Genomic DNA, 24,710 nt, shown 5'->3' with positions numbered 1-24,710 from the left:
GCCTCAGCCGTTCCAGCGCACACGCAGGATGCGATCCGAACCTTCGCCGTCGCTGGTCGTCAGGACGAGTGAGCCGTCGGGCGCGACGGCCACCCCGCGCAGGCGGCCGTGCGCGTCCTTCAAGGCCTCGGTCTCCGAGACCACGCGTCGCCCGTCGTCGGAGAGCTTCATGAACACCAGTCGCTTGCCCTTGAGTGCCGTGAGCACGAGACCGCCGCTGTACGCGCCCCAGCCGGTCTCGGGCAGGAAGGCGATGCCCGGCAGGGCTATCGTCGTGTCGCCCGAGCTCCACACCGGGCCGATCGCACCCGGGACCCGGACCGGATCGGTCATCGGCACCGATTCGTCGTAGATCACCGGCAGACGATCGGGTTTGTACCCGTAGTTGCCCCCGGCGACGATGCGGTTGAGCTCGTCGTCGCGGGTCGTCCCCTGCTCGATGGCGTACACGCGGCCCGTGCCGGGCTGGACGGCAACGCCCTGGACGTTGCGGTGCCCGAGGCTGTAGATCGGACTCCGCGGGTTCGGATTGCCCGGAGCCGGGGTGCCGTCGAGCCTGATGTGCAACACCTTGCCGCCCAGCGAGGTACGAGACTGCGGAATCCACGGAGTGGCGTTGTCGCCGGTTCCGATCCACAGACCGTCGGCGGTCGCCGCCAGCCCGCAACCGCCGTGGCGTCCCGACGAGTTGACCGGAATCCCGCTCAGCACCGTGCGTTCGCGGGCCATCTGGGTCCAGTCGGAGCCGACCCGCCAGGACACGACCTTGATGGTCTGCCCGGTCTGCGGGAACTCGATCGGGATGTTCGACAACGACCCTGGCGCACCCGGCGCACCGGGCACGGTCGCCTCCGCCTGGCAGGAGTACACGCGGCGGGTCTGTTCGAAACGCGGATCGATGGCGAGTCCCATCAGCCCCGACTCGCCTTCGGCGAAGATGCGCGACAGGTCGGCGCGGACGTTCACGCGTTGTCCTCCCGGGCGCACCGCGACGAACCGTCCCGACCGCTCGCCGGTCAACACGGTCCCGTCGGGAGCGACCACGACGCCCCACGGGATGCTCAGCCCGCCGGCGACGGTCGTCACCTGGAGGGGAGGTGCCGCGTCGGCGGCGGGCGCGGACACCAGTGCGCCGACGACCGCTGCCGAGACTGCCGCGGTCAGCACCCCCAGACGCGTCCGGCGGGATCGGGTCACGGGGTCTCTGCGCATGCGGGGGCTCCGGGTCACGGGGCTACCGTAACCACGCTCACACCGATCGGGCAGGACAATCGGCTCACTCGGGGGCGGGAGGCGCCGCCGGGCGCTAACGGCCGGGCAGGTACTTCAGCGCGCGGACAGCGGCCGGGGTGATGGCGCGGTAGATGTTCGTCGGGACCACCGGCATGCGGTCGATGCCGATGAAACGCTGTTCGGCGATGGTCTGCGGCTCGGTGTACTTCAGCAGGCCCTCGTCGCCGTGGCGGCGCCCCACCCCGGAGATGCCCATGCCACCCATCGGGGCCGCCGTCGACGCCCACGCCGCCGCATAGCCCTCGTTGATGTTCACCGTCCCGGCCCGGAGCTGCTCGGCGACCTCCTGCGCCTCAGCGCTGCTACCGGCGAAGACGCTCGCGTTGAGGCCGTAGTCGGTGTCGTTGGCGAGCTTGATCGCCTCGTCGGTGGAGTCGACGGGGTAGATGGAGACGACGGGTCCGAAGGTCTCGTTCCCGAAACACACCATGTCGTCGGTGACGTCGGTGAGGACCGTCGGCTCGAAGAATAAGGGGCCCAGGTCGGCTCGTCGTTTCCCGCCGGCCAGCACCTTCGCGCCCTTGGCGACCGCATCCTCGACGTGCGCCTCGGCGGTGTCGATCTGGGCGGCCGAGGCCAGCGAGCCCATGTCGGCGGTGAAATCGTAGGAGGCCGACAGCTTCATCGTCGACACATGGGCGGCGAACCGCTCGGCGAAGTCGTCGGCGATCTTCTTGTCGACGTAGATCCGTTCGATCGAGATGCACAGCTGCCCGGAGTTCGAGAACGACGCGCGCGCCGCACCCCGGACGGCGTTGGCGATGTCCGCGCTCGCGGTGACGACCATCGGGTTCTTGCCGCCGAGCTCCGCCGAGAAACCGATGAGCCGACGCCCGGCCTGCTCGGCGAGGGTCGCCCCGGTCTCCGAGGAGCCGGTGAACATCACATAGTCGGTGGTGGCCATGATGGCCTGTCCGACAACCCCGCCCGGGCCGGGCACCACGGCGTACAGCTCGCGCGGCAGGCCCGCCTCGTACAGCAGCTCGGCCAGGGCCAGTGCGCAGTACGGGGTCTGGCTGTCCGGCTTGATGACCACGCCGTTGCCGGCGATGAGCGCCGCCACCGCGTCGGACACGGCCAGTGTCAGCGGGTAGTTCCACGGGCTGATGATGCCGACCACGCCCTTGGGCAGGTAGCGCACACGGACGCTGGTCGCACCCGGCAGCATGCCCTTGACCTTGCGGTCGGAGAGCAGCTTGGGTCCGTTCGTCGCGTAGTGCCGCGCGGTGATCGCGACGTCGATGACCTCTTCTTGCGCGTAGATGCGCGCCTTGCCGGTCTCGGCCTGCGCGATGTCCATCAGCGACGCCGCGTTGCGGTGGACCAGCTCGGAGAACCGATCGATGATCGCGGCGCGGTCGGCCGGCGTGCGGGCCGCCCACCCCTGCTGTGCCTGGCGGGCACGGGCGACCGCCACCTCGAGATCCTCGGCGGTGGCGACGGGAATGGTCGCCATCTCCGTCCCGCTGAACGCCTCGAGGACGGGGCGCGTGGGACGACTCGCGGCGTCGTCGATGGCGACGAGCGCACCCAGGCGGGCGAAATAGTCGGCGGTGGGCTTCGGCATGGCGGTGCTCCCTAGCGCTGTCGGGTGTCCGGTGTTCTCTTCGATGGCGATCGCCGGTCCCGGCGATCGGGGTTCTGCCCGGTGTCGGCCTACTGTGGTTCCGGCGCGACGAGCACGATGCCGTCGTCGTCGGAGTAGACGATGTCGCCGGGGGTGAACGTCTCACCGCCGATGGTCAGCGGGACGTCGCGCTCACCGGCGCCGGTCTTGGTCGATTTGCGCGGGTTGGTGCCCAGGGCCTTGACCCCGATCTCCATCCCACCGATGGTCTTGGCGTCGCGGATGGCGCCGTTGACGATGATCCCCACCCAGCCGTTGGACCGGCCGAGTTCGGCGATCAGGTCGCCCACCAGCGCGGTGTGTACCGACGCGTCGCCGTCGACGACGAGCACCCCGCCGGGGTTGGACTCACCGAGAACCGACTTCAGCAGGGCGTTGTCCTGGAAGCATCTGACCGTCGACACCCGTCCGACGAACTCCCGGTTGCCGCCGTACTGCGTGAACTGGGTGTCACAGCTACGGACATCGGCACCGATCTCGTCGACGAGGTCGGCCGTCGGGGTGAAGGTCAGCTCGCTCATGCCGAACAGTTTAGGTGTAACCGCAAGTAGCTGGTTACTCGCGGGTAGGGATCGATCGGACCCCACCGATGATCTCGGCGACGTCATCCGGGCGCTCGGAGACCAGGAAATGCCTCGCCCGCGGGAGAACGGCGATCTCGCGGGCGCCGAGCACCTCGGCGTATCGCCGTTGCTTCCATTCCCACAACTCGCGCCACCCCGGAAGCCTCGACGACGCCACGACGACGATCACCGGGGCGTCGGGCATCGGCGCGGACCGTCGCAGACTCCGCAGTGTCTGGTTCATCGACCCGAAGGCGGCGTTCTCGACGAGGAGCGCGAGCAGATACGGCGGCTGCCCGAACACGTGGGTGCTCCACCGGCGCTGCTGCTCCCCGCGGCCCTCCGGGGGCGCCGGCACCACGCGGCTCCACACCTGGAAACTCGGCCAGCGACGGATACCGACGCGACTCGTCACCGCACGCGCCGCACCGACCACCCGATGAGCGTTGCCGACCCGGAACGAGAGAGGGACGAGCCGCCATGGGAGCAACACGAACGACCCGTCGAGCACGACCACACCCGCCGTCCGTTCGGGATACCGCCGCGCGAACGCCTCCACGTACAGCGACGCCAGCGAATGACCCACGACCACAACCGGTTCGTCGACACCACGCGCATCGAGGACGGCGGCCATCCGTTCCACCTCGCCCAGCAGCGAGGGATGGTGGCCACGGCCGATGGGATCGGAGAGCCCGTAGCCCGGGCGGTCGTAGCGAAGGACCCGCCACGACGAGGACAGCCGCGCGACCAGCGGATCGAGGTCGAACCAGTTGCTCCCGAGCGCCGCCATCAGCAGCAGCGGCGGCCCCGAACCCTCGTCGAGCACGTGGAGATGATGCTCCCCGACCGTCACGAACGTGCCGGGTGTGTCCGGGCCCTCGTCGGGCATCCTCTCGCGCACTCGTCCAGTGTGCCCGGAGGGACCCGGCAGCGTCGGCGGACGATGCGACCGGACGCCACCGACGAGCCTGGTCAGCGATCGTCGTGCGAGTCCAGGCAGATCCGCAGCCGACGCAACCCGTCCCGGATCCGGGACTTCGTGGTGGGCAGCGGTGTGTCGGTGCGCGCCGCCACCTCCGGATAGGTGAGCCCGCCGAAGTACGACATCTCGAGGCTCCCGCGCTGCAGGTCGGTGAGGTGTCCGAGGCAGGTGCGCACCGCGCTCACCTCCGCCGCCCGGACGACTTCTTCGAGCGGAATGTTCTGCGCACCTTCGGGTTCCGCGTTCCGAGCGCCGTACTCCGACATCCGCTCGGTCTGCATGTTCTCGGAGCGGACCCGGTCGACGGCGCGGCGGTGCGCGATCGTCATCATCCAGGTGATGACCGACCCGCGAGCGGGTTCGTAGTCGGCGGCCCGCTGCCAGTACTGCAGGTAGGCCTCCTGGACCACCTCTTCGGCGTAGTGCCGGTCACGGACCACCCGGACGGCGAGCCCGTAGATGCGGGAACTGGTCAGATCATAGAGACGCGTGAACGATGCGCGGTCTCCTCCGGCGACGGACACCAGAAGATCGCGCAAGAGCTGCGATTCACCCCCGCCCCCGTGGTCCGCTCTCGCGGTTGCGTCGCTCTCCCTCGGCGCCACGGGTTCAGGTGCTGCGCAGCTCTTCGACGACCATTCCGGGCACCTCTCGTCAGACGTAGGGGGTTGATTACTAGGTCGTTCGACCCGATCCCACCGTTACAGATCGTGACCACGTGTAGCTCAAGCGGATGACAGGCGGTACCCCGGACTGGCTGTTGTCCGGCAAGTGCACACGGCGTGACTGTACAGTGCGTATGCACACAATGTCTTGTCGATGTACGCCCGTGAGACAGCCGGGTTTGCCTCCGGTCAGGCGTCCTGCGGTTTCGCGAGCGGGAACGCCAGCGACTCACGGATCGACTGTCCGGTGATGAGCATGACGACCCGGTCGACGCCGACGCCGAGACCGCCCGTCGGGGGCATCGCGTACTCGAGCGCCTGCAGGAAGTCCTCGTCGAGTTCCATGGCCTCAGGGTCGCCGTCGGCCGCCAAGATCGACTGCTCGGTGAGGCGCTTGCGCTGCTCCACCGGATCGGTGAGCTCGGTGTAGGCAGTGCCCAGTTCGACGCCCCAGGCCACGAGATCCCACCGCTCGGCGACGCCCGGCTTGCTCCGGTGCGCGCGCGTGAGGGGAGATGTCGACGTCGGGAAGTCGATGTAGAAGGTCGGGAACGTCGTGCGGTCCTCGCCGAGGTGCTCGTAGAGTTCCAGCACGATCTGCCCGGCATCCCAGTCCGGCCGGTGGTTGATCTCGAGGCGATCGCACACGGCGCGCAGGACCTCGACGGGGGTCTCGGGGGTGATCTCCTCCCCCGCCCCTTCCGAAACCACCTGGTGGACGGTCTTGACCGGCCACTCCCCCGAGATGTCCACGCGCTCTTCGTTTCCGTCGACGTCGGTCCGCACGATGACCGGCTCCCCGTAGGCGGCGGTCGCCGCGTGCTGGATCATCTCGCGGGTGAGGTCGAGCATCTTGAGGTAATCACTGTGCGCCTCATAGGCTTCGAGGCTGGTGAACTCCGGGTTGTGACTGAAGTCCACGCCCTCGTTGCGGAAGTTGCGGCCGATCTCGAAGACCTTCTCCACACCGCCGACGCAGAGCCGTTTGAGGTAGAGCTCCGGCGCGATGCGCAGGTACAGGTCGAGGTTGTAGGCGTTGATGTGCGTCTGGAACGGGGTTGCGTTGGCACCGCCGTGGATCTGTTGGAGGATCGGTGTCTCGACCTCCAGATACCCACGCGCGGAGAGAAAGTCGCGCAACGACTTCACGACGAGGCTGCGTGTCGCGAGTGATGCCCGGGTCTGCTCGTTGATGGCCAGGTCGACATAGCGCTGGCGGACACGCGCTTCCGGATCGGTGAGACCGGCCCACTTGTCGGGCAGCGGACGCAGGCACTTGCCGTTGATCCGCCAGGCGTCGATCAGGATCGACAGCTCGCCCTTGCGGCTGGTGCCCACGACGCCGCGCGCCTGGATCAGGTCACCGAGGTCGACGTCGGTGCCGAAGTCGGGAGTTCCCGGGATCACGCGGGAATCCTCGACGAGGACCTGGACCTCGCCGGACCAGTCGTGCACGTCGGCGAACACCACCTTGCCGAAGTCCCGAAGCCGCGTGACGCGGCCGGCGACGGTGACGACGGTCCCTTCGGGTTCGGCCTTGGCCTGCGCGATCGTGTGCGTGGGCCGGTCGGCCGGCGGGTACGGATCGAAGCCCCGTTCGACGAGCCGGTCCATCTTCTCGAGCCGGACGCGGACCTGCTCCGGACGATGGACGACCGCACCCTCCGGGGTGGCCGCCTCGGCGTCGAGTTCGGCGATGAGGGCGGGGGCGTCGACACCGGGCGGGATCGACGGCTGGCCTTGCGTGTAGTGCTTGGCCCGGCCGAAACGCGGCAGCGTGATGAAGCCCTCGGTCACGATCGCGGCCAGGCCCACCCGGGGCAGGATTCGGCTGTCCTCGAAGCACAGATAGCGCGACTGCCAGTCCGGCAGATACTTCGCATTCGACTTGTACAGCGACTCCATCTGGAAGAACCGCGAGCCGAACATCAGCACCGAGTAACCCATCCGCATCACGGGCCCGGCACCGATCTGGGGCCCCTGCTCGAAGAACGCCCGGAATGCGGCGAAGTTCAGGGATACCTCGGTGATGCCCAACTGTTCGGAGTCGCGGCACAATTCGGCGACCATCGTCTCCACGACGCCGTTGGGCCCGTGCCGGTCGCGACGCATCAGGTCGAGCGAGACCCCACGGCGCCCCCACGGCACGAAGGACAGCATCCCGACGACCCTCTCGTCGGGAGCGCCTTCGTCCACCACCGCCTCGACCAGCAGGCAGTCGCCGTCCGCGGGATCGCCGATGCGCGAGAGCGCCATAGCGAAGCCGCGTTCCTCGTCGGTGTCGCGCCAGTCATCGGCCCGCGCGACGATCTGCGCCATCTCGGCGTCACCGATCTCGGAGTGCCGCCTGATGCGGACATCGACCCCGGCACGCCGCGTGCGTGTCACGGCCTGGCGCACCGCCTTCATCGCGGGTCCGCTGAGGCTGAACTCACGCGTGTGGAGGATGGCCTCGTCGCCGATGTTGAGGGAGACGAAACCGGCGGCGTCGAATGCGGCCGCGCCACGTGGGCTCGACCCCATCGACGCCGGATGCCATCCGTATTTCTCGCAGAGCGTGAGGAATTCGGCGATGGCGTCGGGCCACGACTCGGGGTCGCCGATCGGGTCACCGCCCGCCAGTCCGACGCCGACCTCCACCCGGTAGGTGATGGCCGCGCGGCCGTCGGGCGAGAACACTACGGCCTTGTCGCGACGGGTCGAGAAGTAGGCGAGCGAATCGTCGTCGTTGAACCGCGCGATCAGAGCGCGGATGAGTGCCTCGTCCTCGGCGGTGATGAGCCAGCGCAGCCGCTGCGAACGGAACAACACGATCGCCGCGGCGATCAGCGCCAGCGCCCCGAACAATCCCAGCAACCCGTTGACGAAGAGATGCGTGTGCCGGCCGTCGAACGACGCGTCTTGGTCGATGGCGCCGAAGGCGACCACCCGGTTGAACGCATAGGGCAACCGGTCGCCACGGGTGAGCGTGTGCGGGAACGCCCATACGAGCGCCCAGCCCAGCAACGTCGCGATGACCAGGCCGGCGACGAGGGTGCCGAACGCCGCGGGGATCGCTCCCCTGCGGACCCGCGTGTAGAACTGCCGGTACGTGGACAGCAGGAACATCAGCGCGAGAGCGTCGATGAACAGGCCGAGGTAGATGTTGGTGCGGTCCCAGGTCGTGACGCCGAGGTCGTCCTCGAGCGCCGGCACCAGATAGAGAACGTTGGCCGTCATGAACAGCACGAGGTAGACCACACTGATCCACCAGGCGATCCGCTTGCGTGCGGAGAGCGCGACGGCGATGAGCGCCAGCACGAACGCCCAGGCGAAGCTGGTGTCGGGCAGGGTGATGATGTAGTCGTCGACGTAGCGTCGCGGGTCGTGGATCAGATGCCGGATCGCCGGAAAGAGACTGGACAGCAACGCGATGGCGGCGAGGACACCGACCACGGTGCCGGCGATGTGCGGAGCGCGGGTACCGAACCCGGTCGGTCGCCTGATCTTGTCGAGGAGCGCCAGGGATCGACGATCGGCGGCGGTGGGTGCGCGCGACGTGCCGATGTGACGCTCATCGGGGTTCTCGGGGTCGACCGGCGCGAGGGGGGTGTCGGTGGCCATGCGTAAACGGTAGTCGGGAACATGAGTATGTCCGGGCAGTCCACGCGGATCGGCCATGTCCGGCTCAGATCGTCTCCACGGACCGTTCTCCGGTGCGCGCCCGGCCGAGGTGGCCCCGCCCGCCCGGTACCGGCATGATCGAAGCCGTGTACGACGTGACGATCCGGGACGAGTCCATCCGCCTCGGCCAATTCCTCAAACTCGCCAACCTGATCGAGTCCGGCGCGGAGGCCAAAGAGGTGATCGCCGACGGTCTGGTCAGCGTCAACGACGAGGTGGAGACCAGGCGGGGCCGGCAGCTGGCGATCGGCGACGTGGTGTCCGTCGGCGGGATGAGCGTACGAGTGGTCTCCGGGACCGACGACCTACCCGCTCCTTGATCCGATAGTGCGCAAACCATTGGCCCACCCGCTCCGTGAGGAGCGAGCCTCCTGCTCCCTGAGGTGCGAGGAGCGAAAGCCGCCGGGCCGAGCAAGCGACGAAGGAGCGCGTCGAGGTCGACGAGCCTCGAACGGCGCTACGTGCGGACGCCGAATCGTCGGAGTTCGGCAGGGGTGATCAGACGTTCCGCTTCAGCGGGGAACATCGTCGTGGAACCGCGGCGGCCCCCGAGTCGCCCGCCGGTCAGCGAGTTCAGCAGGGAACCCCGGCGGGGTGGGTGAAATGGGTCAGCCAACTTCATGACCAATCACTTCCTGATACTTCACATTCGTTACAACGGACTCGAACTTTGTTCTACTGTAGCGGCTGTTCCGGATCGTGTCGCCGGACTATTGCGTGGCCTACGCCACGTCCCCCGCGACTGCCGACACGTGTGAATCCCGCACCTCCGGATCCCGAAGTGGCGAGTGCCGCACACGACGGCTAGATCGATCATTCCACGCGAAGCGTTACGTCGCGGTCAGCGACGCGCCCCTCACCTGCATGAATGACTCGGCACGCGTCTCGGCGAGCGCCCGGGGCAATCCGTCGGGTGCGGCTCGACGAATCCCTGTCAGCCCGCGGCGCGTGGGCGGGCACGGTATTGAGTGGAGGATATCGCATGGTCGAGGTGTCACGGACCTTCCCGGTGAGACAGCCCATCGAGACAGTGGTCGCGTACATGCGCGACTTCGCCAACGCCGTCGAGTGGGATCCGGGAACGCAGAAGTGCGAGCAGATCGGCACCGACCCCATCGCGCTGGGCACCCGCTGGCACAACGAGACGAAGCTGTACGGGATCTCGACGACGCTGACCTACGAACTCACCCGCGACGACCCGGACCACGTCGTGTTCACCGGTCGCAACAAGACCGCGACCAGCGTCGACGACCTGTCGTTCGCGCCGGACGGACCCACGCGCACCTCGTTCACGTACCGGTCCCACATCACCTTCAACGGCCGTGCCCGGCTCGCCGACCCGCTCGCGCAGCTCGCCTTCAACCGGCTCGCGGGTTCGGTGGAGGATCAGATCACCAGGGTGCTCAACACACTCTGAACGACCGAAGCCGGCCGCGCCTATCCGGCGGTGCTCGCTCGCCGGCGACGCACCCGCTTCACGACGAACCAGGCGACCATGAGGACGAGAAGCGCGATCACGATGTTGGACAGCGCCCCGCTCCAGCGTTCGAGCGCCGGGGCGATCGCCGGACCGAAACCGAAGCCGATCCCGATCCACAAGGCGTTCCACACCCCCGACCCCAGCGCGGTGTAGGCGGTGAAGCGCCAGAACGGCATCTTCTCGATGCCCGCGGGGATCGAGACGAACGATCGCACGAGCGGCACGCACCGGCCGAGGAGAACCGCCATGCCGCCCCAGCGGACGAAATACTCCTCCGCCTTGTCGAAGTCGTCGTAGTCGAGCAACGGCAGCCGGCCGACGAGCCGCCGGGTGCGGTCGCGACCCAGGGCGGCACCGATCCAGTACCAGAGCCAGGCGCCGACGAGCGACCCGACGGTCGCGGCCACCCAGGCGAGCCAGACGTTCATGCGGCCCTCGTAGGCGAGGAACCCGGCGCCGGGAAGGACCGCTTCGGAGGGGATGGGCGGCAGGAAGGTCTCGAGGAGGATCGCGACCCCCACACCCAACTCGCCGAGTGTGTCCATCAGGTCGAGGATCCAGCCGATGAAACCGCTGTGACCCTGAGACGGGTCGGTCTGGGCGAGTACGGCGGCGAGCTGCGTTGGCAAAGAATCAGTCCGTTTGTCCGAGGGGCGGTCGGCTGGTCCCCGGCAACGGTGACCGCCTCGGCAGCCACTCTAGTCGGAAGTCCGATTCATCCGGTTTCCGCGCAGGTCGACCGACCGGCATCGGCTCAGGCGAGTCCGGCGAGGAACCTGTTGGCCCACTGCACCGCGGTCACCCCGGGACGAACCTCGAAGTCCCGGTAGGTGCCGTGGGACCCGGACTGCAGGAACCGGTTGAACGATCTGATCTGTTCGCGGGCCCGGTCGTCGCCGAGTTCCTGCACGATCTCCCCGGGTCCGCCGAGGGTGAGCAGTTCGGCGAGGATCGCGCCCGCCTCCGCCTGATACTGGACGATCTGGCTCGGCGTCGGATCACTGGTCTCGGCGAGGTAGCCGACGATCCGCGTCACGTAGTAGTCGCGAGGCACGTTGCAGTAGACATCCCCGGGTTCACAGATCGTGAACGCTCTCGGCAGGACCCAGCCCATGCCGTCGAGGCGAGGGCCGCCGCTTCCCTCCCCGCGCAGCGGCGGACCGACGAGATTGTCGCGCTCGGACCGCCGCGGATCGGCGATCAGGACGACGCCCGCCACCTGACCCGGCCTGATGGCGGCACGTCCGGTGCCGATCTCGGAGGCCAGGTCCCCGGCGGCGTCGGCGCCCTGGCTGTAGCCGACCAGTGCGATCCGGGTACCCGGGCATCGACGCAGCATCTGCAGGGCCAGTCCCGTGGTGTTGGCCACGGCCTGCCCCTTCGACTTGCCGTAGATCGCCTTCTCCCAGGGGAACGCGGTGGCGTCGTATCCGACGTACTGCACGCGGGTCTCCGGTCCGAGCCCGGCGGTGACCTCACCGAGCAGGCCCGGGCTGGCGCCGTTGGACCACGTTCCGGGCACGGCGAGCACGTAGATCTCGGGGCATCCTCGCGGCGCGGCGTCGGCTTTCGGGACGGCGAGGCCTCCTCCGGCCAGGACGGCACACAACAGCGCGCACATGGTCGCGACGATCCGACGCATGGTCCGTTCCCTTCGTACTGGCCGGTGAGGGCCGACAGCGATGAGGCGAGTGTAGGGCGGGAGATACCTACCCAGCACGGTCACCGTTCACACGCAGAACTCCCGCCCACCCCCAAACGGGCGAGCGGGAGTTCTGTGTTCTGCTCTGTGCGAGGCGCGCGGTCAGCGCTGCGCGACCTGCGTCGGCACGATCGGCGCGGGCAGCTCCGACGCCCCGGTGAGGAACTTGTCGGCGGCCGCTGCGGCCGACCGGCCCTCGGCGATGGCCCACACGATGAGCGACTGTCCGCGACCGGCGTCACCGGCGACGAAGACGCCCGGCTGCCCGACGGCGGCGAAGTTGTTGTCGCGCTTCACGTTCCCACGGGGATCGTAGTCGACGCCCATCTTGTCGAGGAGATCCTCGCGTTCGGGACCGACGAAGCCCATGGCGAGCAGCACGAGGTCGGCCTCGAGCTCGAAGTCCGAACCCTCGACCTTCTCGAAGCGTCCGTCGCGCATGACGACCTCGTGGGCCCTGAGACCGGTGACCTTGCCGTCCTCACCGAGGAACTGTTCGGTGTTGACCGAGAAGACGCGCTCGCCGCCCTCTTCGTGAGCCGACGACACGCGGTACATCAGCGGGTAGGTCGGCCAGGGGGTCGACTCGGCACGCTCGATCGGCGGCTTCGGCATGATCTCGAACTGGTGGACGATCTCGGCCCCCTGGCGCAGTGAGGTGCCCAGGCAGTCGGCGCCGGTGTCGCCACCGCCGATGATGATGACCTTCTTGCCCTTCGCCGAGATCTGGCCTTCGACGGTGTCGCCGAGCTGCACCCGGTTGGCCTGCGGCAGGAACTCCATGGCCTGGTGGATGCCGTCGAGTTCGCGGCCGGGGATCGGCAGATCGCGGCCGATGGTCGATCCGTTGGCGAGGATCACCGCGTCGAAATCGGCGCGGAGCTGCTCGACGGTGATGTCGACGCCCACGTTGACGCCGGTGCGGAAGACGGTGCCCTCGGCCTCCATCTGCGCCAGACGTCGGTCGATGTGGCGCTTCTCCATCTTGAACTCGGGGATGCCGTAGCGGAGCAGACCACCGATGCGGTCGGCCCGCTCGAACAGCGTCACGTCGTGTCCGGCACGCGTGAGTTGCTGCGCCGCAGCCAGTCCCGCAGGTCCGGAGCCGACGACGGCGACCGCCTTGCCGGTCTTCGCCGACGGCAGGACGGGGGTGACCCATCCGTTGTCGAAGGCGTTGTCGATGATCTCGACCTCGACCTGCTTGATGGTGACCGGCGGCTGGTTGATCCCCAGCACACACGACGCCTCGCACGGAGCCGGGCAGAGACGGCCGGTGAACTCCGGGAAGTTGTTCGTCGCGTGCAGACGCTCGATGCCGTCGCGCCACTGGTCCTTGTAGACCAGGTCGTTCCACTCGGGAATGAGGTTCCCGAGCGGGCAACCGTTGTGGCAGAACGGGATACCGCAGTCCATGCAGCGGCTCGCCTGCGTCTTCAGGTGGCCCTTGTCGAAGTCGGTGTAGACCTCTTTCCAGTCCAGCAGACGCAGATCCACCGGGCGGCGGTCGGGCAGCTCCCGCTCGGGGTGCTTGAGGAATCCTCTGGGGTCAGCCACGTGCGGCCTCCATGATCGCTTCGTTCACGTCTCGCCCGGTCTTCTCCGCCTCGGAGATGGCCAGCAACACGCGCTTGAAGTCGCGTGGCATGACCTTGGCGAACTTGGTCTGGGCGGTGTCCCAGTCGTCGAGAAGTGCCGCGGCGACCGGGGAATCGGTCTCGGCACGGTGCTCGTCGATGATCGCCGAGAGGAACTCGACGTCCTCGTCGACGAGCGGCTCGAGGTCGACGAGCTCGGTGTTGAGATTGTCGGCCAGCTTGCCCTCGGGGTCGTAGACGAAGGCCATACCGCCGGACATGCCCGCCGCGAAGTTGCGGCCGGTCTCTCCGAGGACGACGACGCGCCCGCCGGTCATGTACTCGCAGCCGTGGTCGCCCACGCCCTCGACGACCGCCGTGACCCCCGAGTTGCGGACGCAGAAGCGCTCGCCCACGATGCCGCGCAGGAAGATCTTGCCCGCGGTGGCACCGAACCCGATCACGTTGCCTGCGATGATGTTCCGCTCGGCGACGAAGTCGTCCGGCGCGTTGCGCGCCGGGCGAACCACCAGACGGCCACCCGACAGTCCCTTGCCGACGAAGTCGTTGGCATCACCCTCCAGGCGCAGCGTCACACCCTTCGGCACGAAGGCGCCGAAGCTGTTGCCCGCCGAGCCGGTGAAGTCGACGATGATCGTCCCGTCGGGAAGACCCTGTGCGCCATAGGCCTTGGTCACCTCGTGGCCCAGCATCGTGCCGACGGTGCGGTTGACGTTGGTGATCTTCGAGGTGAAGGACACCCGGGTACCGTGGTCGATCGCCTCGCGGCTCTGCGCGATCAGCTGCTGATCGAGCGCCTTCTCCAGCCCGTGATCCTGCACGCCCGAGCAGTACAGATCCTGGTTCATGAACGGCGATTCCGGCATCGTCAGGATCGACGACAGGTCGAGCTTGCCGGCCTTCTCCGACTTCCAGTGCGCCAGCGCCTTGGTGGTGTCGAGTGCCTCGACGTGACCGACGGCTTCCTGCAGGGTGCGGAAGCCGAGGCGCGCCAGCAGTTCCCGGACCTCTTCGGCGATGAACATGAAGAAGTTCTCGACGAACTCCGGCTTGCCCGCGAAACGCTCACGCAGGAGCGGGTTCTGGGTCGCCACGCCCACGGGGCAGGTGTCCAGGTGGCACACGCGCATCATGATGCAGCCGGAGACCACCAGCGGCGCGGTTGCGAAACCGAATTCCTCACCACCGAGCAGGGCGGCGACGACGACGTCCCGGCCGGTCTTGAGCTGGCCGTCGACCTGCACCACGATGCGGTCGCGCAAACCGTTGAGCAGCAGGGTCTGCTGGGTCTCGGCGAGGCCGATCTCCCAGGGCGCTCCCGCGTGCTTCATCGAGGTCAGCGGGGTGGCGCCGGTGCCGCCGTCGTGACCGGAGATGAGGACCACGTCGGCGTGCGCCTTCGACACACCGGCCGCGACGGTGCCCACGCCGACCTCGCTGACGAGCTTGACGTGGATGCGCGCCTTGGGGTTTGCGTTCTTCAGGTCGTGGATCAGCTGAGCGAGATCCTCGATCGAGTAGATGTCGTGGTGCGGGGGCGGGGAGATCAGACCGACACCCGGCGTCGAACCACGGACTTCGGCGACCCAGGGGTACACCTTGTGCGGCGGGAGCTGGCCGCCCTCACCGGGCTTGGCGCCCTGCGCCATCTTGATCTGGATGTCGGTGCAGTTCGACAGGTAGTGCGAGGTGACACCGAAGCGTCCCGAGGCGACCTGCTTGATCGCGCTGCGCCGCCAGTCGCCGTTCTCGTCGTGATGGAAGCGACGCGGATCCTCGCCGCCCTCACCGGAATTCGACCGGCCGCCCAGACGGTTCATGGCGATCGCCAGGGTCTCGTGGGCCTCGGCGGAGATGGAGCCGAAGCTCATCGCACCGGTCGAGAACCGCTTGACGATCTCGCTCGCCGGCTCGACCTTCTCGATCGGGATCGGGTCGCGATCGCCGAAGTTGAAGTCGAACAGGCCACGCAGCGAGGCCATCTGCCGGGACTGGTCGTCGACCAGCTTGGTGTACTCCTTGAACACCTTGTACTGGCCGGTGCGCGTGGAGTGCTGGAGCTTGAACACCGTGTCCGGGTTGAACAGGTGGTACTCGCCCTCACGACGCCACTGGTACTCGCCGCCCACCTCGAGCTCGCGGTGCGCGCGCTCGGAGGGACGATCGGAGAACGCCAGGGCGTGACGCACCGCGACGTCGTCGGCGATCTCGTCGAGGCCGATGCCGTCGAGCTGGCTGTTGAGTCCGGTGAAGAACTCGTCGACCGTCTCCTGCGACAGACCGATCACCTGGAAGAGCTGCGCGCCGGTGTAGGAGGCGATGGTCGAGATGCCCATCTTGCTCATCACCTTGAGCACACCCTTGCCGGCGGCCTTGATGTAGTTCTTCTGCGCCGTGGCCAGGTCGAGGTCGCCGAGCACGCCGCGCTCGATCATGTCCTCGATCGATTCGAAGGCCATGTACGGGTTCACCGCTGCCGCACCGAAACCGACGAGCGCGGCGACGTGGTGGACCTCACGGCAATCGCCGGACTCGACGATCAGGCCGGCCTGGGTGCGCTTGCGCTCACGCACCAGGTGGTGGTGCACCGCAGCCGTGAGGAGCAGCGACGGGATCGGTGCGTAGGTCTCGTCGGACTCGCGGTCGGACAGGATGACCAGGTTCGCGCCGTCGTCGATCGCGGCGCTGACCTTGGCGCGCACCTCGTCGAGCGCCTTGCGGAGTCCGGCACCGCCGTCGGCGACCGGGTAGAGGCCGTGGATGTGCACGCTGCGGAAGCCGGGCAGCGCGTCGTTGGAGTTGATCTCCACCAGCTTGGCGAGAGTGTCGTTGTCCAGGACCGGCGACGTCAGCTCGATCTGCCGGCACGACTCCGGGCCGGGGTTCAGCAGGTCGGCCTCGGTGCCGATGGTGCCGCCGACGCTGGTCACGATCTCCTCGCGGATCGCGTCGAGCGGCGGGTTGGTCACCTGCGCGAACAGCTGCTGGAAGTAGTCGAACAGCATGCGCGGACGCTTGGAGAGCACCGCGATCGGGGTGTCGGTGCCCATCGAGCCGAGGGCCTCGGCGCCGGTCTTCGCCATCGGCGCGACCAGGAGGTCGAGTTCCTCGCGGGTGTAGCCGAAGACCTGCTGGCGCAAGGCGACACGGTCGTGCGGCATGTGCTGGTGCGGCGGCGCCTCGATGTCGTCGACCGGCACGAGTCCCTGCTCGAGCCACTCCCCGTAGGGGTGCTCACCGGCGAGCTCGTCCTTGATCTCCTCGTCGTCGACGATGCGGCCGGCCGCGGTGTCCACGAGGAACATCCGGCCGGGCTGCAGACGCATCTTCTGCACGACGTCGGAGTGGTCGATGTCGAGTACGCCGACCTCGGAGGCCATCACCACGAGGCCGTCCTTGGTGACCCAGACCCGGCTGGGGCGCAGTCCGTTTCGGTCGAGCACGGCGCCCACGACGGTGCCGTCGGTGAAGCACACCGACGCCGGGCCGTCCCAGGGCTCCATCAGAGCGGAGTGGTAGCGGTAGAAGTCCCGGTGCTCGGGCTTCATCGACTCGTGACGCTCCCAGGCCTCCGGGATCATCATGAGCACGGCGTGCGGGAGCGAGCGTCCACCGAGGTGGAGCAGCTCGAGAACCTCGTCGAAGCGCGCGGTGTCCGACGCGCCGGGGGTGCAGATCGGGAAGATCTTCGACGCCGCGTCGGCCCCGAAGGCCTCGGTGTCGATGAGCGCCTCGCGGGCCCGCATCCAGTTCTCGTTACCGGTGACGGTGTTGATCTCGCCGTTGTGGGCGACGCGGCGGAACGGATGTGCCAGCGGCCACGACGGGAAGGTGTTGGTGGAGAAGCGCGAATGCACCAGACCGAGCGAGCTCTCGACACGCGAGTCCTGCAGGTCGACGTAGAACTCCCGCAGCTGCGGGGTCGTCAGCATGCCCTTGTAGACGAAGGTTCGTCCGGACAGGCTGGGGAAATAGACGGTCTCGCGGCCCGGGCCGTCGGCGCCGGCGCCCTTGTTGCCCAGCTCGTACTGCACGCGCTTGCGCACGACGTAGGCACGACGCTCGAGTTCCATGCCCTCGGCGCCGCCGACGAACACCTGACGGAAGGTCGGCATGGCGTCGCGGGCGAGCGCACCGAGCGAACTCTCGTTGGTGGGCACCTCGCGCCACCCGAGCAGGGTCAGACCCTCGGCCTCGATGACCTTCTCCACACCCTCGCAGGCGAGGCGGGCGTCCTCCGACCCCTGGGGCAGGAATGCGATACCGGTCGCGTAGCTGCCTTCCGCGGGCAGCTCGAAGTCGACGGTCTCCCGCAGGAAACGGTCCGGGACCTGGATCATGATGCCGGCACCGTCGCCGGTGTTCGGCTCGGCGCCCGCGGCGCCGCGGTGCTCGAGATTCACCAGCGCCATGATCGCCTTGTCGACGATGCTGCGACTGCGCCGTCCGTGCATGTCCACGACAAACGCCACGCCACACGAGTCGTGCTCGTTGCGTGGGTCGTAGAGACCCACCGGTCCCGGAGCCTGCTTCATAGTTCGCCTCACTTTGCGCGCGAGGGGTGCACGCACTACCCGTCGTCAATGTCTGGGGCCACACCCGGCCGTGTCGGGCCGCGGACCACGATGTCCCCGGCGTCGTCGTCATCCGCCCGCATCGGGGCTGACCTGGGCGGAGCCGACGATCACAGCGGCGGTGAGTCCCGGTCAGCGCCGTTGCTGACGGTCCCTTCGAGCCGCGTCGTCGGGGCCCGAACCACCCTGCTCATCGCAACTACCGCGCGCAGCACGCCAGAGCGCCCCCGGGCAGCCGTATGAGCATTGTGAGCCATTTTTCCACGCGGAGGGCCGAGTCAAGAAATCCGGATACCACAACAGCACCTCAGGTGCACGTCAGACGGGGATCTGGCGTTTCGGGGCCACCCCGGCCACGGTCTCGGCAGCGCTCGCGGCGAGGGGTTGCGGGCTTCGTCGGTCGCGATCGGATTGCGGCCGGATCTCGCCCGCGGAATCTCACCCCGCGGGAAACGCCGAACATCTACCGTCAGGTGATGAGTGTCACTGTGCCGGCGGATGAACCCGCCTTCGACCCAGCGGTCGAGCATCCGTTCGGTCACCTCGGCGTCGCACCCCATGGTTCGCGCCGCTCCCGGGCGGTCAACGCCTACCTGGCCCGCGTCGCCTGGCCGATGATGGCCGCAGCCGGGGTCAGCCATCCCCGGGTGACGGCACAGATGATCCAGCGGACCCGTCCGGCCCTCAACCGGACGATCGAGCGGATGAACCCGCCACCGGCCAACACCCGGGTGGATCTCGTGCGCGAGACGTTTCGCGGCGGGCAGGTCCGCGGCGAATGGGTCATCGGCCGGCACGCCGCCGCCCCGGCCCCCGGCACGCGGATCGTCTACTACCTGCACGGGAGCGGGTACGTCGTGTGCTCGCCGCGAACGCACCGCGGCCTGGTCGGCCGGCTCGGCAACAAGACCGGTCTGCCCGCGTTCAGCCTCGACTACCGGCTCGCCCCCGAACACGCGTGGCCGTGCGCGGGCAACGACACCATCCGCGGCTATCGCTGGCTCCTGTCACAGGGGTACCGCGCCGAGGACATCGTGGTCGCGGGCGACTCCGCCGGCGGTCACCTCGCGCTCGACCTGCTCGCCGTCAACCACGCGACCGGAACCCCGCAGCCGGGGTCGATGGTGCTGTTCTCGCCGCTCTACGACCCCACATTCGACCTGGCCGTACGCAACCAGCGCACCGGAGTGCGCGACCCGATCATCGACGCGATGTCCGCGCGGAAGATCCTGCGGCTCTACACCAGGGCCGCAGACCCCGATCACCCTCGGATGCGCGTCCGGCTGACCCGGGACATGGGTCTACCCAAGACCCTCATCCAGTACGGGGCACGCGAGGTGATGGGCGCCGACGCCCGGGCCACCCACGATGAGATCGTCGGCGCCGGCGGGGTTTCGGTGATCCAGGCGTGGCCGGATCAGGGGCACGTCTTCCAGCTGATCCCAAGACTGTCGGCCGAAGCGCGGTCGGCGATCGACACCGCGGCCCGGTTCATCGCGGTGACGGCGCCGGCTTCCTGAGGCCCGCAAATCCACCCCTTTTCCGCAAACCCACCACGCTCGGACGGGGTGGGTTTGCGGAAATAGGGTGGGTTTGTCGTCAGGCCGGGTCCGCGAGCCAGGCGCCGTGGAGCCCGGCGGGGACGCGGATCGGCAGTTCGACGGTGGCCACCGGCCCGGCTGCGGGGTCGTCGGCGGCGAGAAGGTAGAAGTACGAACGCATGTCGGCGGGATCCGTGCCGATCGCGCCCCAGTGGTCGCGTTCGGTACCCGGGATGTAGATCGGCTCGCCGATGGCGGTTCCGGGGCTCCAGAAGGTCTCGGTACCGGCGGAGAGATCGTGGAACCAGAGGCTGTCGCTGGCACCACTGTCGCGCGGACCCTTGGCCACCGAGGCGATCCGGTGGTGGTCCCGGGTGAGCAGGCGGTCGTCGACCCGTGGGAATTCCATGTTGAAGGCGTTGTCGCTGACCGTATTCCGGGTGATCGTCCCATCCGGGCGGATGATCGCGCGGGTGAGCGCCGAGGTCGCCGGCCGCGGTTCGTCGGCGAAACCGCCCGGGTAGCTCCATTCGACGTAGTCGACGGTCACGCCGTCCTCGGGTCCCGGGCCGTCGAAGGCGTTGGCGAAGTGCCACACCCAGAACGGGTCGGTGTGCACCCAGCGCACCGGACCACCGTCGCGCGGGATGAGCGCGATGCGCGTGCCGTCGTCGGGCTGCCACGACAGCAGGGACCCACCGGTCATCACGCCTTCGAGGTCGAAGATCAACGGGCACACGAAGAGAACGAGGTATCGAGACGTCAGCGCCATGTCGTGGATCATCACCGGCTTGTCGAGTCCGTCGACCGGAGTGGGGCCGGTGGTCGTCGTCCCGTCCGCGGCGACCACCGACCACGTCAGATACGGCGCCTCGAGCCCGTAGTTGAACAAGACCATCTCGCCGGTGGCCGGGTCGATCTTCGGGTGGGCGGTGCTACCCACCCGCATCGCACCGTCGCAGTCGGTCTTGGCCAGGGTCGCCAGCGACGACGGTTCGAGCAGATAGGGACGGTCGGATTCGGCCATCGCCATCAGGCGTCCGCCGTGCCGGACGATGTTGATGTCGGGCAGTTCGCGATACGTGCCGGCGAGTTCGTCGCCCACCATACTCGCCGGCGGCGTGTATCCGTCGGTGAGTCCTGACCAGAGGGCATGTCCGGCAGCCTCTTCCGCGAGGACCATCGGGGTCCGGACAAAACGGTTGGTGTACCCGACCCGACCGTCGTCGATGCTGATCCGGTGCACCATGCCGTCGCCGTCGAGGGGGTAGACGAAGGATCCGATCGGGTCGAAGCGCGGATTGGGGCCGTTGCGGAGATAGCTGCCCCGCAGATCCGCGGGGATCTCTCCGGAGACGGGCAGGTCGGCGACATCGACCTCTTCGCGCTGCGGGGCGAACACGCCGGTGAGGTGGGCGTGGTGCGCCATGTCGACGGGGGCGGGGGTGGGGGGCGTGGTGAGGGTCATCGGACCACCTTCGGGCTGATCGGCGACGGGCTGGTCGGGCGGCGGGCCGTCAACCGGCGGTCCGGGCAGTGGCGGTGCGCAGGGCGCCGAACTCGCGCATCTCGTCGACCACCGCGCGACGATCGGCGGACCGGGACGCGAGCACGAAACCCAGGGTATCGGCTGTGTCCGATTCGCGTGATCTATCCGCGCACCCTCACCGGCCGAATTCGGAACCGTAACCCTGCCGGTCCGCCGCCGCGGCGAGTCGCCGGTCGAGGTCGTCGGACCAGTCGCGCGCGACCTGAGCGTCGAGCACGGCCAGCCGCTCGGTCACCGGGACGCGCTGCGCCGGGCCGCATCCGTCGAGGAGGGACTCGAACAGCGCGCGCAACCGGCGTTGCACTTGCACCTGGCCGGTGCTGTGCCGGCGGATCTCGTCGGTCCCGATCGCGACGTAGTCCGCCCAACTGCGGCGGATGCCGCGCACCGAGGTGCCCGGTGCAGTCGGTTCGCCGCACAGCCGCGGTGCCAGCAGCAGCAGTAGATCCTCGGTGTGGTCGAGTGCCTGCACCACGACGCTCGGGTCGTTGCTGCCCGCGGACATCGCCTTGAGCGCGATGTCCGAGATCGCCTGCAGCGCCGCGGCGGGACTCACCGACGGCTGGTGGGTGTCACCGAACAGCAGGCAGGCCAGCACCCGGCGCGTCTCCACCCGTGCCGGGTCGCCGACGATCTCGACGACCGGGAGATCGTGCGGGACATGGTCGCCGACGGCGACCAGCAGGTTGATCCGCACGTCCCAGGAAGCCGCATATCGCCGCAGGCGGTCACCGTTGACCGCCAGGAGCACCCGACCGCGCGCGGTCACCTCCCCCAGCCTGATCTGTGTGCGCTCCGCCTCGATCTCCGCGCCCGGATCTGTTCCCCCATCGCCCCGGTCGGGTGTGGTCTCGACGACGACCTGGTCGTCGAAAGCGGTTGGGGCCGTGGTCTCGTCGTGCGCTGTCGGCGGCGGTAGCTGCCGGACGATCGCCGACCGGCCGTCGTCGGCGATCCACTGCAGCAGGCGCGCGGTGTTCAGGATCGTCCCGACCTTGCCGACGAGCGCGATGAAGAGGTACGCGCTGATCGTCGTGAGCATGAACGCGATCGCCGTGGACAGACCCGGAGTCGGCTCGTCGGGGCCACCCACCGACAGGTCGATCGCGATGATCACGCTGTAGACGAAGGTCGCGAGGAAGAAGCCGGTGGACCACCGCATGACGGGTTCCTGCTGCAGCATAGGGATCACCCGCACCGAGATCGACGACGCCCCGAACTGCATCGCGAGGGTGACAGCGGTGAACACGAGACCGGTCAGCGTCGCCATCGAACCGGCGATCACGCTGAGCAGCGTGGCCAGTGTTCCGGGGTCGACCTCGAGTTCGAGCAGTTCGTCGAAACCCACCGTCGTCCACGCCGCGACGATCGCGAACGTCACGAGCACGACCGGCAGCCGCCAGATCGGGACGGTGCGCAACGCCCGCCGCGTACGCCGCCACCGGATCGCGGTCGCCAGGGCGCTCGGTACCGCTTCCGTCACCACGCCGACCGCGGTCGGGGCCGGCGTCGGGTCGGGGACGGGCGCGAGGGTGTCGGGCACCCCGAATCGGCCTGCCACCGCCTCCTGCACGACGATCTTCCATCGCATCAGCGGTTCTCGATACCGCTGCTCTCGCCCGATCGCCCGAGCGATCTTGCGGGGACGGTTCTTGTACCGCCACCGGGCCCACGGTGATCGCGGGCGTGCCAGCCGGGCGGCACCGAACCACAACAGAACCGGGACGAACATGCCCACGAGGCCCGTCCACACCTTGCCCTTGAGGAGGGTGACGACTGCCAGGAGCACGTTGAGCACGACGACACCCGCCGCCACGAGCCGCGCCACCAGCCCGTCCTCCTTCCGGATGTCCCCGACGACCTCGAACGCCCCGAACGGCTGCAAGCCCAGGAGGAAGAGCAGGCCGATGGCGATCGCGACGAACACCGCGTCGATCGACGTCCGGCCCTCCTCCGCCCAGTAGACGTCGCGGAGGTGGAGGATGAGCGCGAACTCGTCGAGCACCAGGGCCGCGCCGATGCCGAACGCGACCGCCAGCACACAGTCGATGACCGGCGTGCGCAGCGGGTCGACCGCGACGAAACCGAAGCCGGACAGGAGCATCGCCATCATGCCGAAGAAGGCGTGATGGACGTGCACCCCGCCGGGTGTCACGTTCCCGGGCCACCAGCTGACCTCCGCGCGGATCATCCGCACGCTGAACCGGATGAACAGGAAGGTCAGGACGAAGGCGAGCAGAAGGAAGAACAACGGCAGACGACCGGTCTCGACGATCCGCTCATCGAACCATCCGGCCATCCCCCGACCCTAGCGGTATGTCCCGGAAACCTACGGGGTTCGATCGACGTCGGGAGGTCGAGTCGATCTCATTCGGTCATGTCGCCGTCGACGATGTCATTGCGGGTCCGGCTGATCGGACCGTCGGGCCCTGTTGCGTCGGACCGACGCCAGCCGCGACGACGCCTGCGCATGGAGGGCGGTGATGTTCGCCGCCGGCGCGGGCGCCGTCGCGGCGCCCAGCGACGAGGCCGGTAGTCGGCGGCGTAGCTCGGCGATCAGGTCCGCTGCCTGTCCGGGCGGGCCGTCGTCATCGTGGACGAGGCAGATCGCGAAGTCGGAATCACCCAGGCGTGCCATGGCGGTCTCGGTGGGAAGCAGATCGACGCAGGTCTGGGCCAGGTGCACGAGCTGTTGATCCGCCGCCTCGCGACCGAGCGTGTCGGTGGCCGTCGCGTCGTGGTCGATCGATAGTGAGATCACCGTGATCGCCGCGGCCGACCGACGCCCGTCGACAAGCCCGCTGGTGGCGAGTTCCCAACCCGCCCGGTTGAACACACCGGTGACCGGATCCGTACAGACCGCGGTGAGCAGCGTCCGCGTCAGCAGTCCGAACGACTCGGCGGCCGCCGGGATGGCGACGGCGACGACGATGTACGTGCTGAGGTACTTGGGCGCAGGTGCCACTGCCAATGCGACGACGCACGCGACGGTCAGCAGACCGATGAGCGCCCACGCCTGCCGGCGCGGAAAGGTGGCGCGCAGGTACATCGCCAGGAACATCGCCGCGACCATGCACAGGAACTCAGCACTGATCAGCTCGTGGAACGCCATCACCGCGGGGGTCGCCGCACAGGCCGCGATCACGGCCGGGAGCGGGCGCTGCGGACGCACGGACAGCCAGCCGAGCGCCGCGATGCCCAGCGCCACGGCGACGAATCCCCCGGTCGGGTCGGACAGCGTCGCCGAGTCGTCGACCGGGAACAGCGTGAGGGCCACCCCGATCGCGTACAGCAGCGATGTCACCGCGAGATAGGTTCGCAGCACGTGCAGCGGCGATCGCGGGAGCGGGCCCCGCAGCGCTCCCAGGTGCAAGTCCGGTCGGTACATCCCCCACTCCGATCCTCGGTATCGGTCCCCCGTCCCCGGTCCGAGGTTGCCAAACCGCGCCGCGATGCGCGACCGGCGGCGGACA

At 68.5% G+C, this 24,710-nt stretch carries 16 protein-coding genes; 3 read left to right on the top strand and 13 right to left on the bottom strand.

All coding sequences use genetic code 11. From position 1 onward, the window contains the following. Positions 1 to 3 precede the first annotated feature (3 nt). The 6 genes from AC3B6C_RS08320 to lysX all read right to left on the bottom strand — a co-directional run bounded on the left by AC3B6C_RS08320 (position 4) and on the right by lysX (position 8,733). Positions 4 to 1,212: a PQQ-dependent sugar dehydrogenase gene (locus AC3B6C_RS08320; protein ID WP_488375652.1), complete on the bottom strand. Its 1,209-nt coding sequence runs from the start codon at positions 1,210 to 1,212 to the stop codon at positions 4 to 6. 94 nt (positions 1,213 to 1,306) lie between these two features. After that, on the bottom strand, positions 1,307 to 2,860 hold the full coding sequence (locus tag AC3B6C_RS08315; protein ID WP_488375651.1) for a succinic semialdehyde dehydrogenase: 1,554 nt from the start codon (positions 2,858 to 2,860) through the stop codon (positions 1,307 to 1,309). Between the two features lie 89 nt (positions 2,861 to 2,949). After that, the gene (gene rraA / locus AC3B6C_RS08310) at positions 2,950 to 3,441 is read right to left on the bottom strand and encodes a ribonuclease E activity regulator RraA (RefSeq protein ID WP_488375650.1); all 492 of its coding nucleotides are present in this window, start codon (positions 3,439 to 3,441) and stop codon (positions 2,950 to 2,952) included. Between the two features lie 34 nt (positions 3,442 to 3,475). Then, positions 3,476 to 4,372 (bottom strand): alpha/beta fold hydrolase, encoded by an 897-nt coding sequence (locus AC3B6C_RS08305; protein ID WP_488376237.1) that lies wholly within the window; start codon positions 4,370 to 4,372, stop codon positions 3,476 to 3,478. Between the two features lie 83 nt (positions 4,373 to 4,455). Continuing rightward, entirely contained in the window at positions 4,456 to 5,070 is a 615-nt protein-coding gene (sigK, locus tag AC3B6C_RS08300; protein WP_044505619.1) for an ECF RNA polymerase sigma factor SigK, read from the bottom strand. A gap of 249 nt (positions 5,071 to 5,319) precedes the next feature. Continuing rightward, positions 5,320 to 8,733: a bifunctional lysylphosphatidylglycerol synthetase/lysine--tRNA ligase LysX gene (lysX, locus tag AC3B6C_RS08295; RefSeq protein WP_488375649.1), complete on the bottom strand. Its 3,414-nt coding sequence runs from the start codon at positions 8,731 to 8,733 to the stop codon at positions 5,320 to 5,322. 134 nt (positions 8,734 to 8,867) lie between these two features. Here lysX and AC3B6C_RS08290 point away from each other — a divergent pair, with 134 nt between their 5' ends. After that, a complete protein-coding gene (locus AC3B6C_RS08290; RefSeq protein ID WP_010844003.1) occupies positions 8,868 to 9,113 on the top strand; it encodes an RNA-binding S4 domain-containing protein in 246 nt (81 codons plus the stop codon). Positions 9,114 to 9,775: 662 nt separating this feature from the next. Next, on the top strand, positions 9,776 to 10,210 hold the full coding sequence (locus tag AC3B6C_RS08285) for an SRPBCC family protein (RefSeq protein ID WP_488375648.1): 435 nt from the start codon (positions 9,776 to 9,778) through the stop codon (positions 10,208 to 10,210). A gap of 20 nt (positions 10,211 to 10,230) precedes the next feature. Here the strand turns inward: AC3B6C_RS08285 and AC3B6C_RS08280 are convergent, their stop codons facing one another. The 4 genes from AC3B6C_RS08280 to gltB form a co-directional block, all read right to left on the bottom strand. Continuing rightward, entirely contained in the window at positions 10,231 to 10,902 is a 672-nt protein-coding gene (locus AC3B6C_RS08280) for a DedA family protein (RefSeq protein ID WP_010844005.1), read from the bottom strand. A 125-nt stretch (positions 10,903 to 11,027) separates the two neighbouring features. After that, positions 11,028 to 11,915, bottom strand: a complete 888-nt coding sequence (locus AC3B6C_RS08275; protein WP_014924888.1) for a cutinase family protein — start codon at positions 11,913 to 11,915, stop codon at positions 11,028 to 11,030. Between the two features lie 162 nt (positions 11,916 to 12,077). After that, on the bottom strand, positions 12,078 to 13,532 hold the full coding sequence (locus tag AC3B6C_RS08270; RefSeq protein WP_010844007.1) for a glutamate synthase subunit beta: 1,455 nt from the start codon (positions 13,530 to 13,532) through the stop codon (positions 12,078 to 12,080). After that, positions 13,525 to 18,108 (bottom strand): glutamate synthase large subunit, encoded by a 4,584-nt coding sequence (gene gltB, locus AC3B6C_RS08265; protein ID WP_010844008.1) that lies wholly within the window; start codon positions 18,106 to 18,108, stop codon positions 13,525 to 13,527. The genes AC3B6C_RS08270 and gltB overlap by 8 nt, the downstream gene beginning before the upstream one ends. Positions 18,109 to 18,623: 515 nt before the next feature. Here gltB and AC3B6C_RS08260 point away from each other — a divergent pair. Continuing rightward, entirely contained in the window at positions 18,624 to 19,667 is a 1,044-nt protein-coding gene (locus AC3B6C_RS08260; protein WP_488375647.1) for an alpha/beta hydrolase, read from the top strand. A 79-nt stretch (positions 19,668 to 19,746) separates the two neighbouring features. Here AC3B6C_RS08260 and AC3B6C_RS08255 read toward each other — a convergent pair whose 3' ends face one another. The 3 genes from AC3B6C_RS08255 to AC3B6C_RS08245 all read right to left on the bottom strand — a co-directional run bounded on the left by AC3B6C_RS08255 (position 19,747) and on the right by AC3B6C_RS08245 (position 24,625). Beyond that, positions 19,747 to 21,156, bottom strand: coding sequence for a carotenoid oxygenase family protein (locus tag AC3B6C_RS08255; RefSeq protein WP_488375646.1), 1,410 nt, complete (start codon positions 21,154 to 21,156; stop codon positions 19,747 to 19,749). Positions 21,157 to 21,352: 196 nt separating this feature from the next. Then, complete coding sequence (locus AC3B6C_RS08250) at positions 21,353 to 23,536, bottom strand: DUF2254 domain-containing protein (RefSeq protein ID WP_488375645.1); 2,184 nt, start codon at positions 23,534 to 23,536, stop codon at positions 21,353 to 21,355. A gap of 96 nt (positions 23,537 to 23,632) precedes the next feature. Continuing rightward, positions 23,633 to 24,625 carry a GGDEF domain-containing protein gene (locus AC3B6C_RS08245; RefSeq protein ID WP_010844012.1) on the bottom strand — a complete coding sequence of 331 codons (993 nt, stop codon included), beginning with the start codon at positions 24,623 to 24,625 and terminating at the stop codon, positions 23,633 to 23,635. Positions 24,626 to 24,710: the final 85 nt, after the last annotated feature.

It is taken from the genome of Gordonia sp. 11cp (assembly GCF_057767225.1).
Note: the sequence above shows the minus strand (reverse complement) of the source record. Positions and strands in the feature narration are given on the sequence as shown.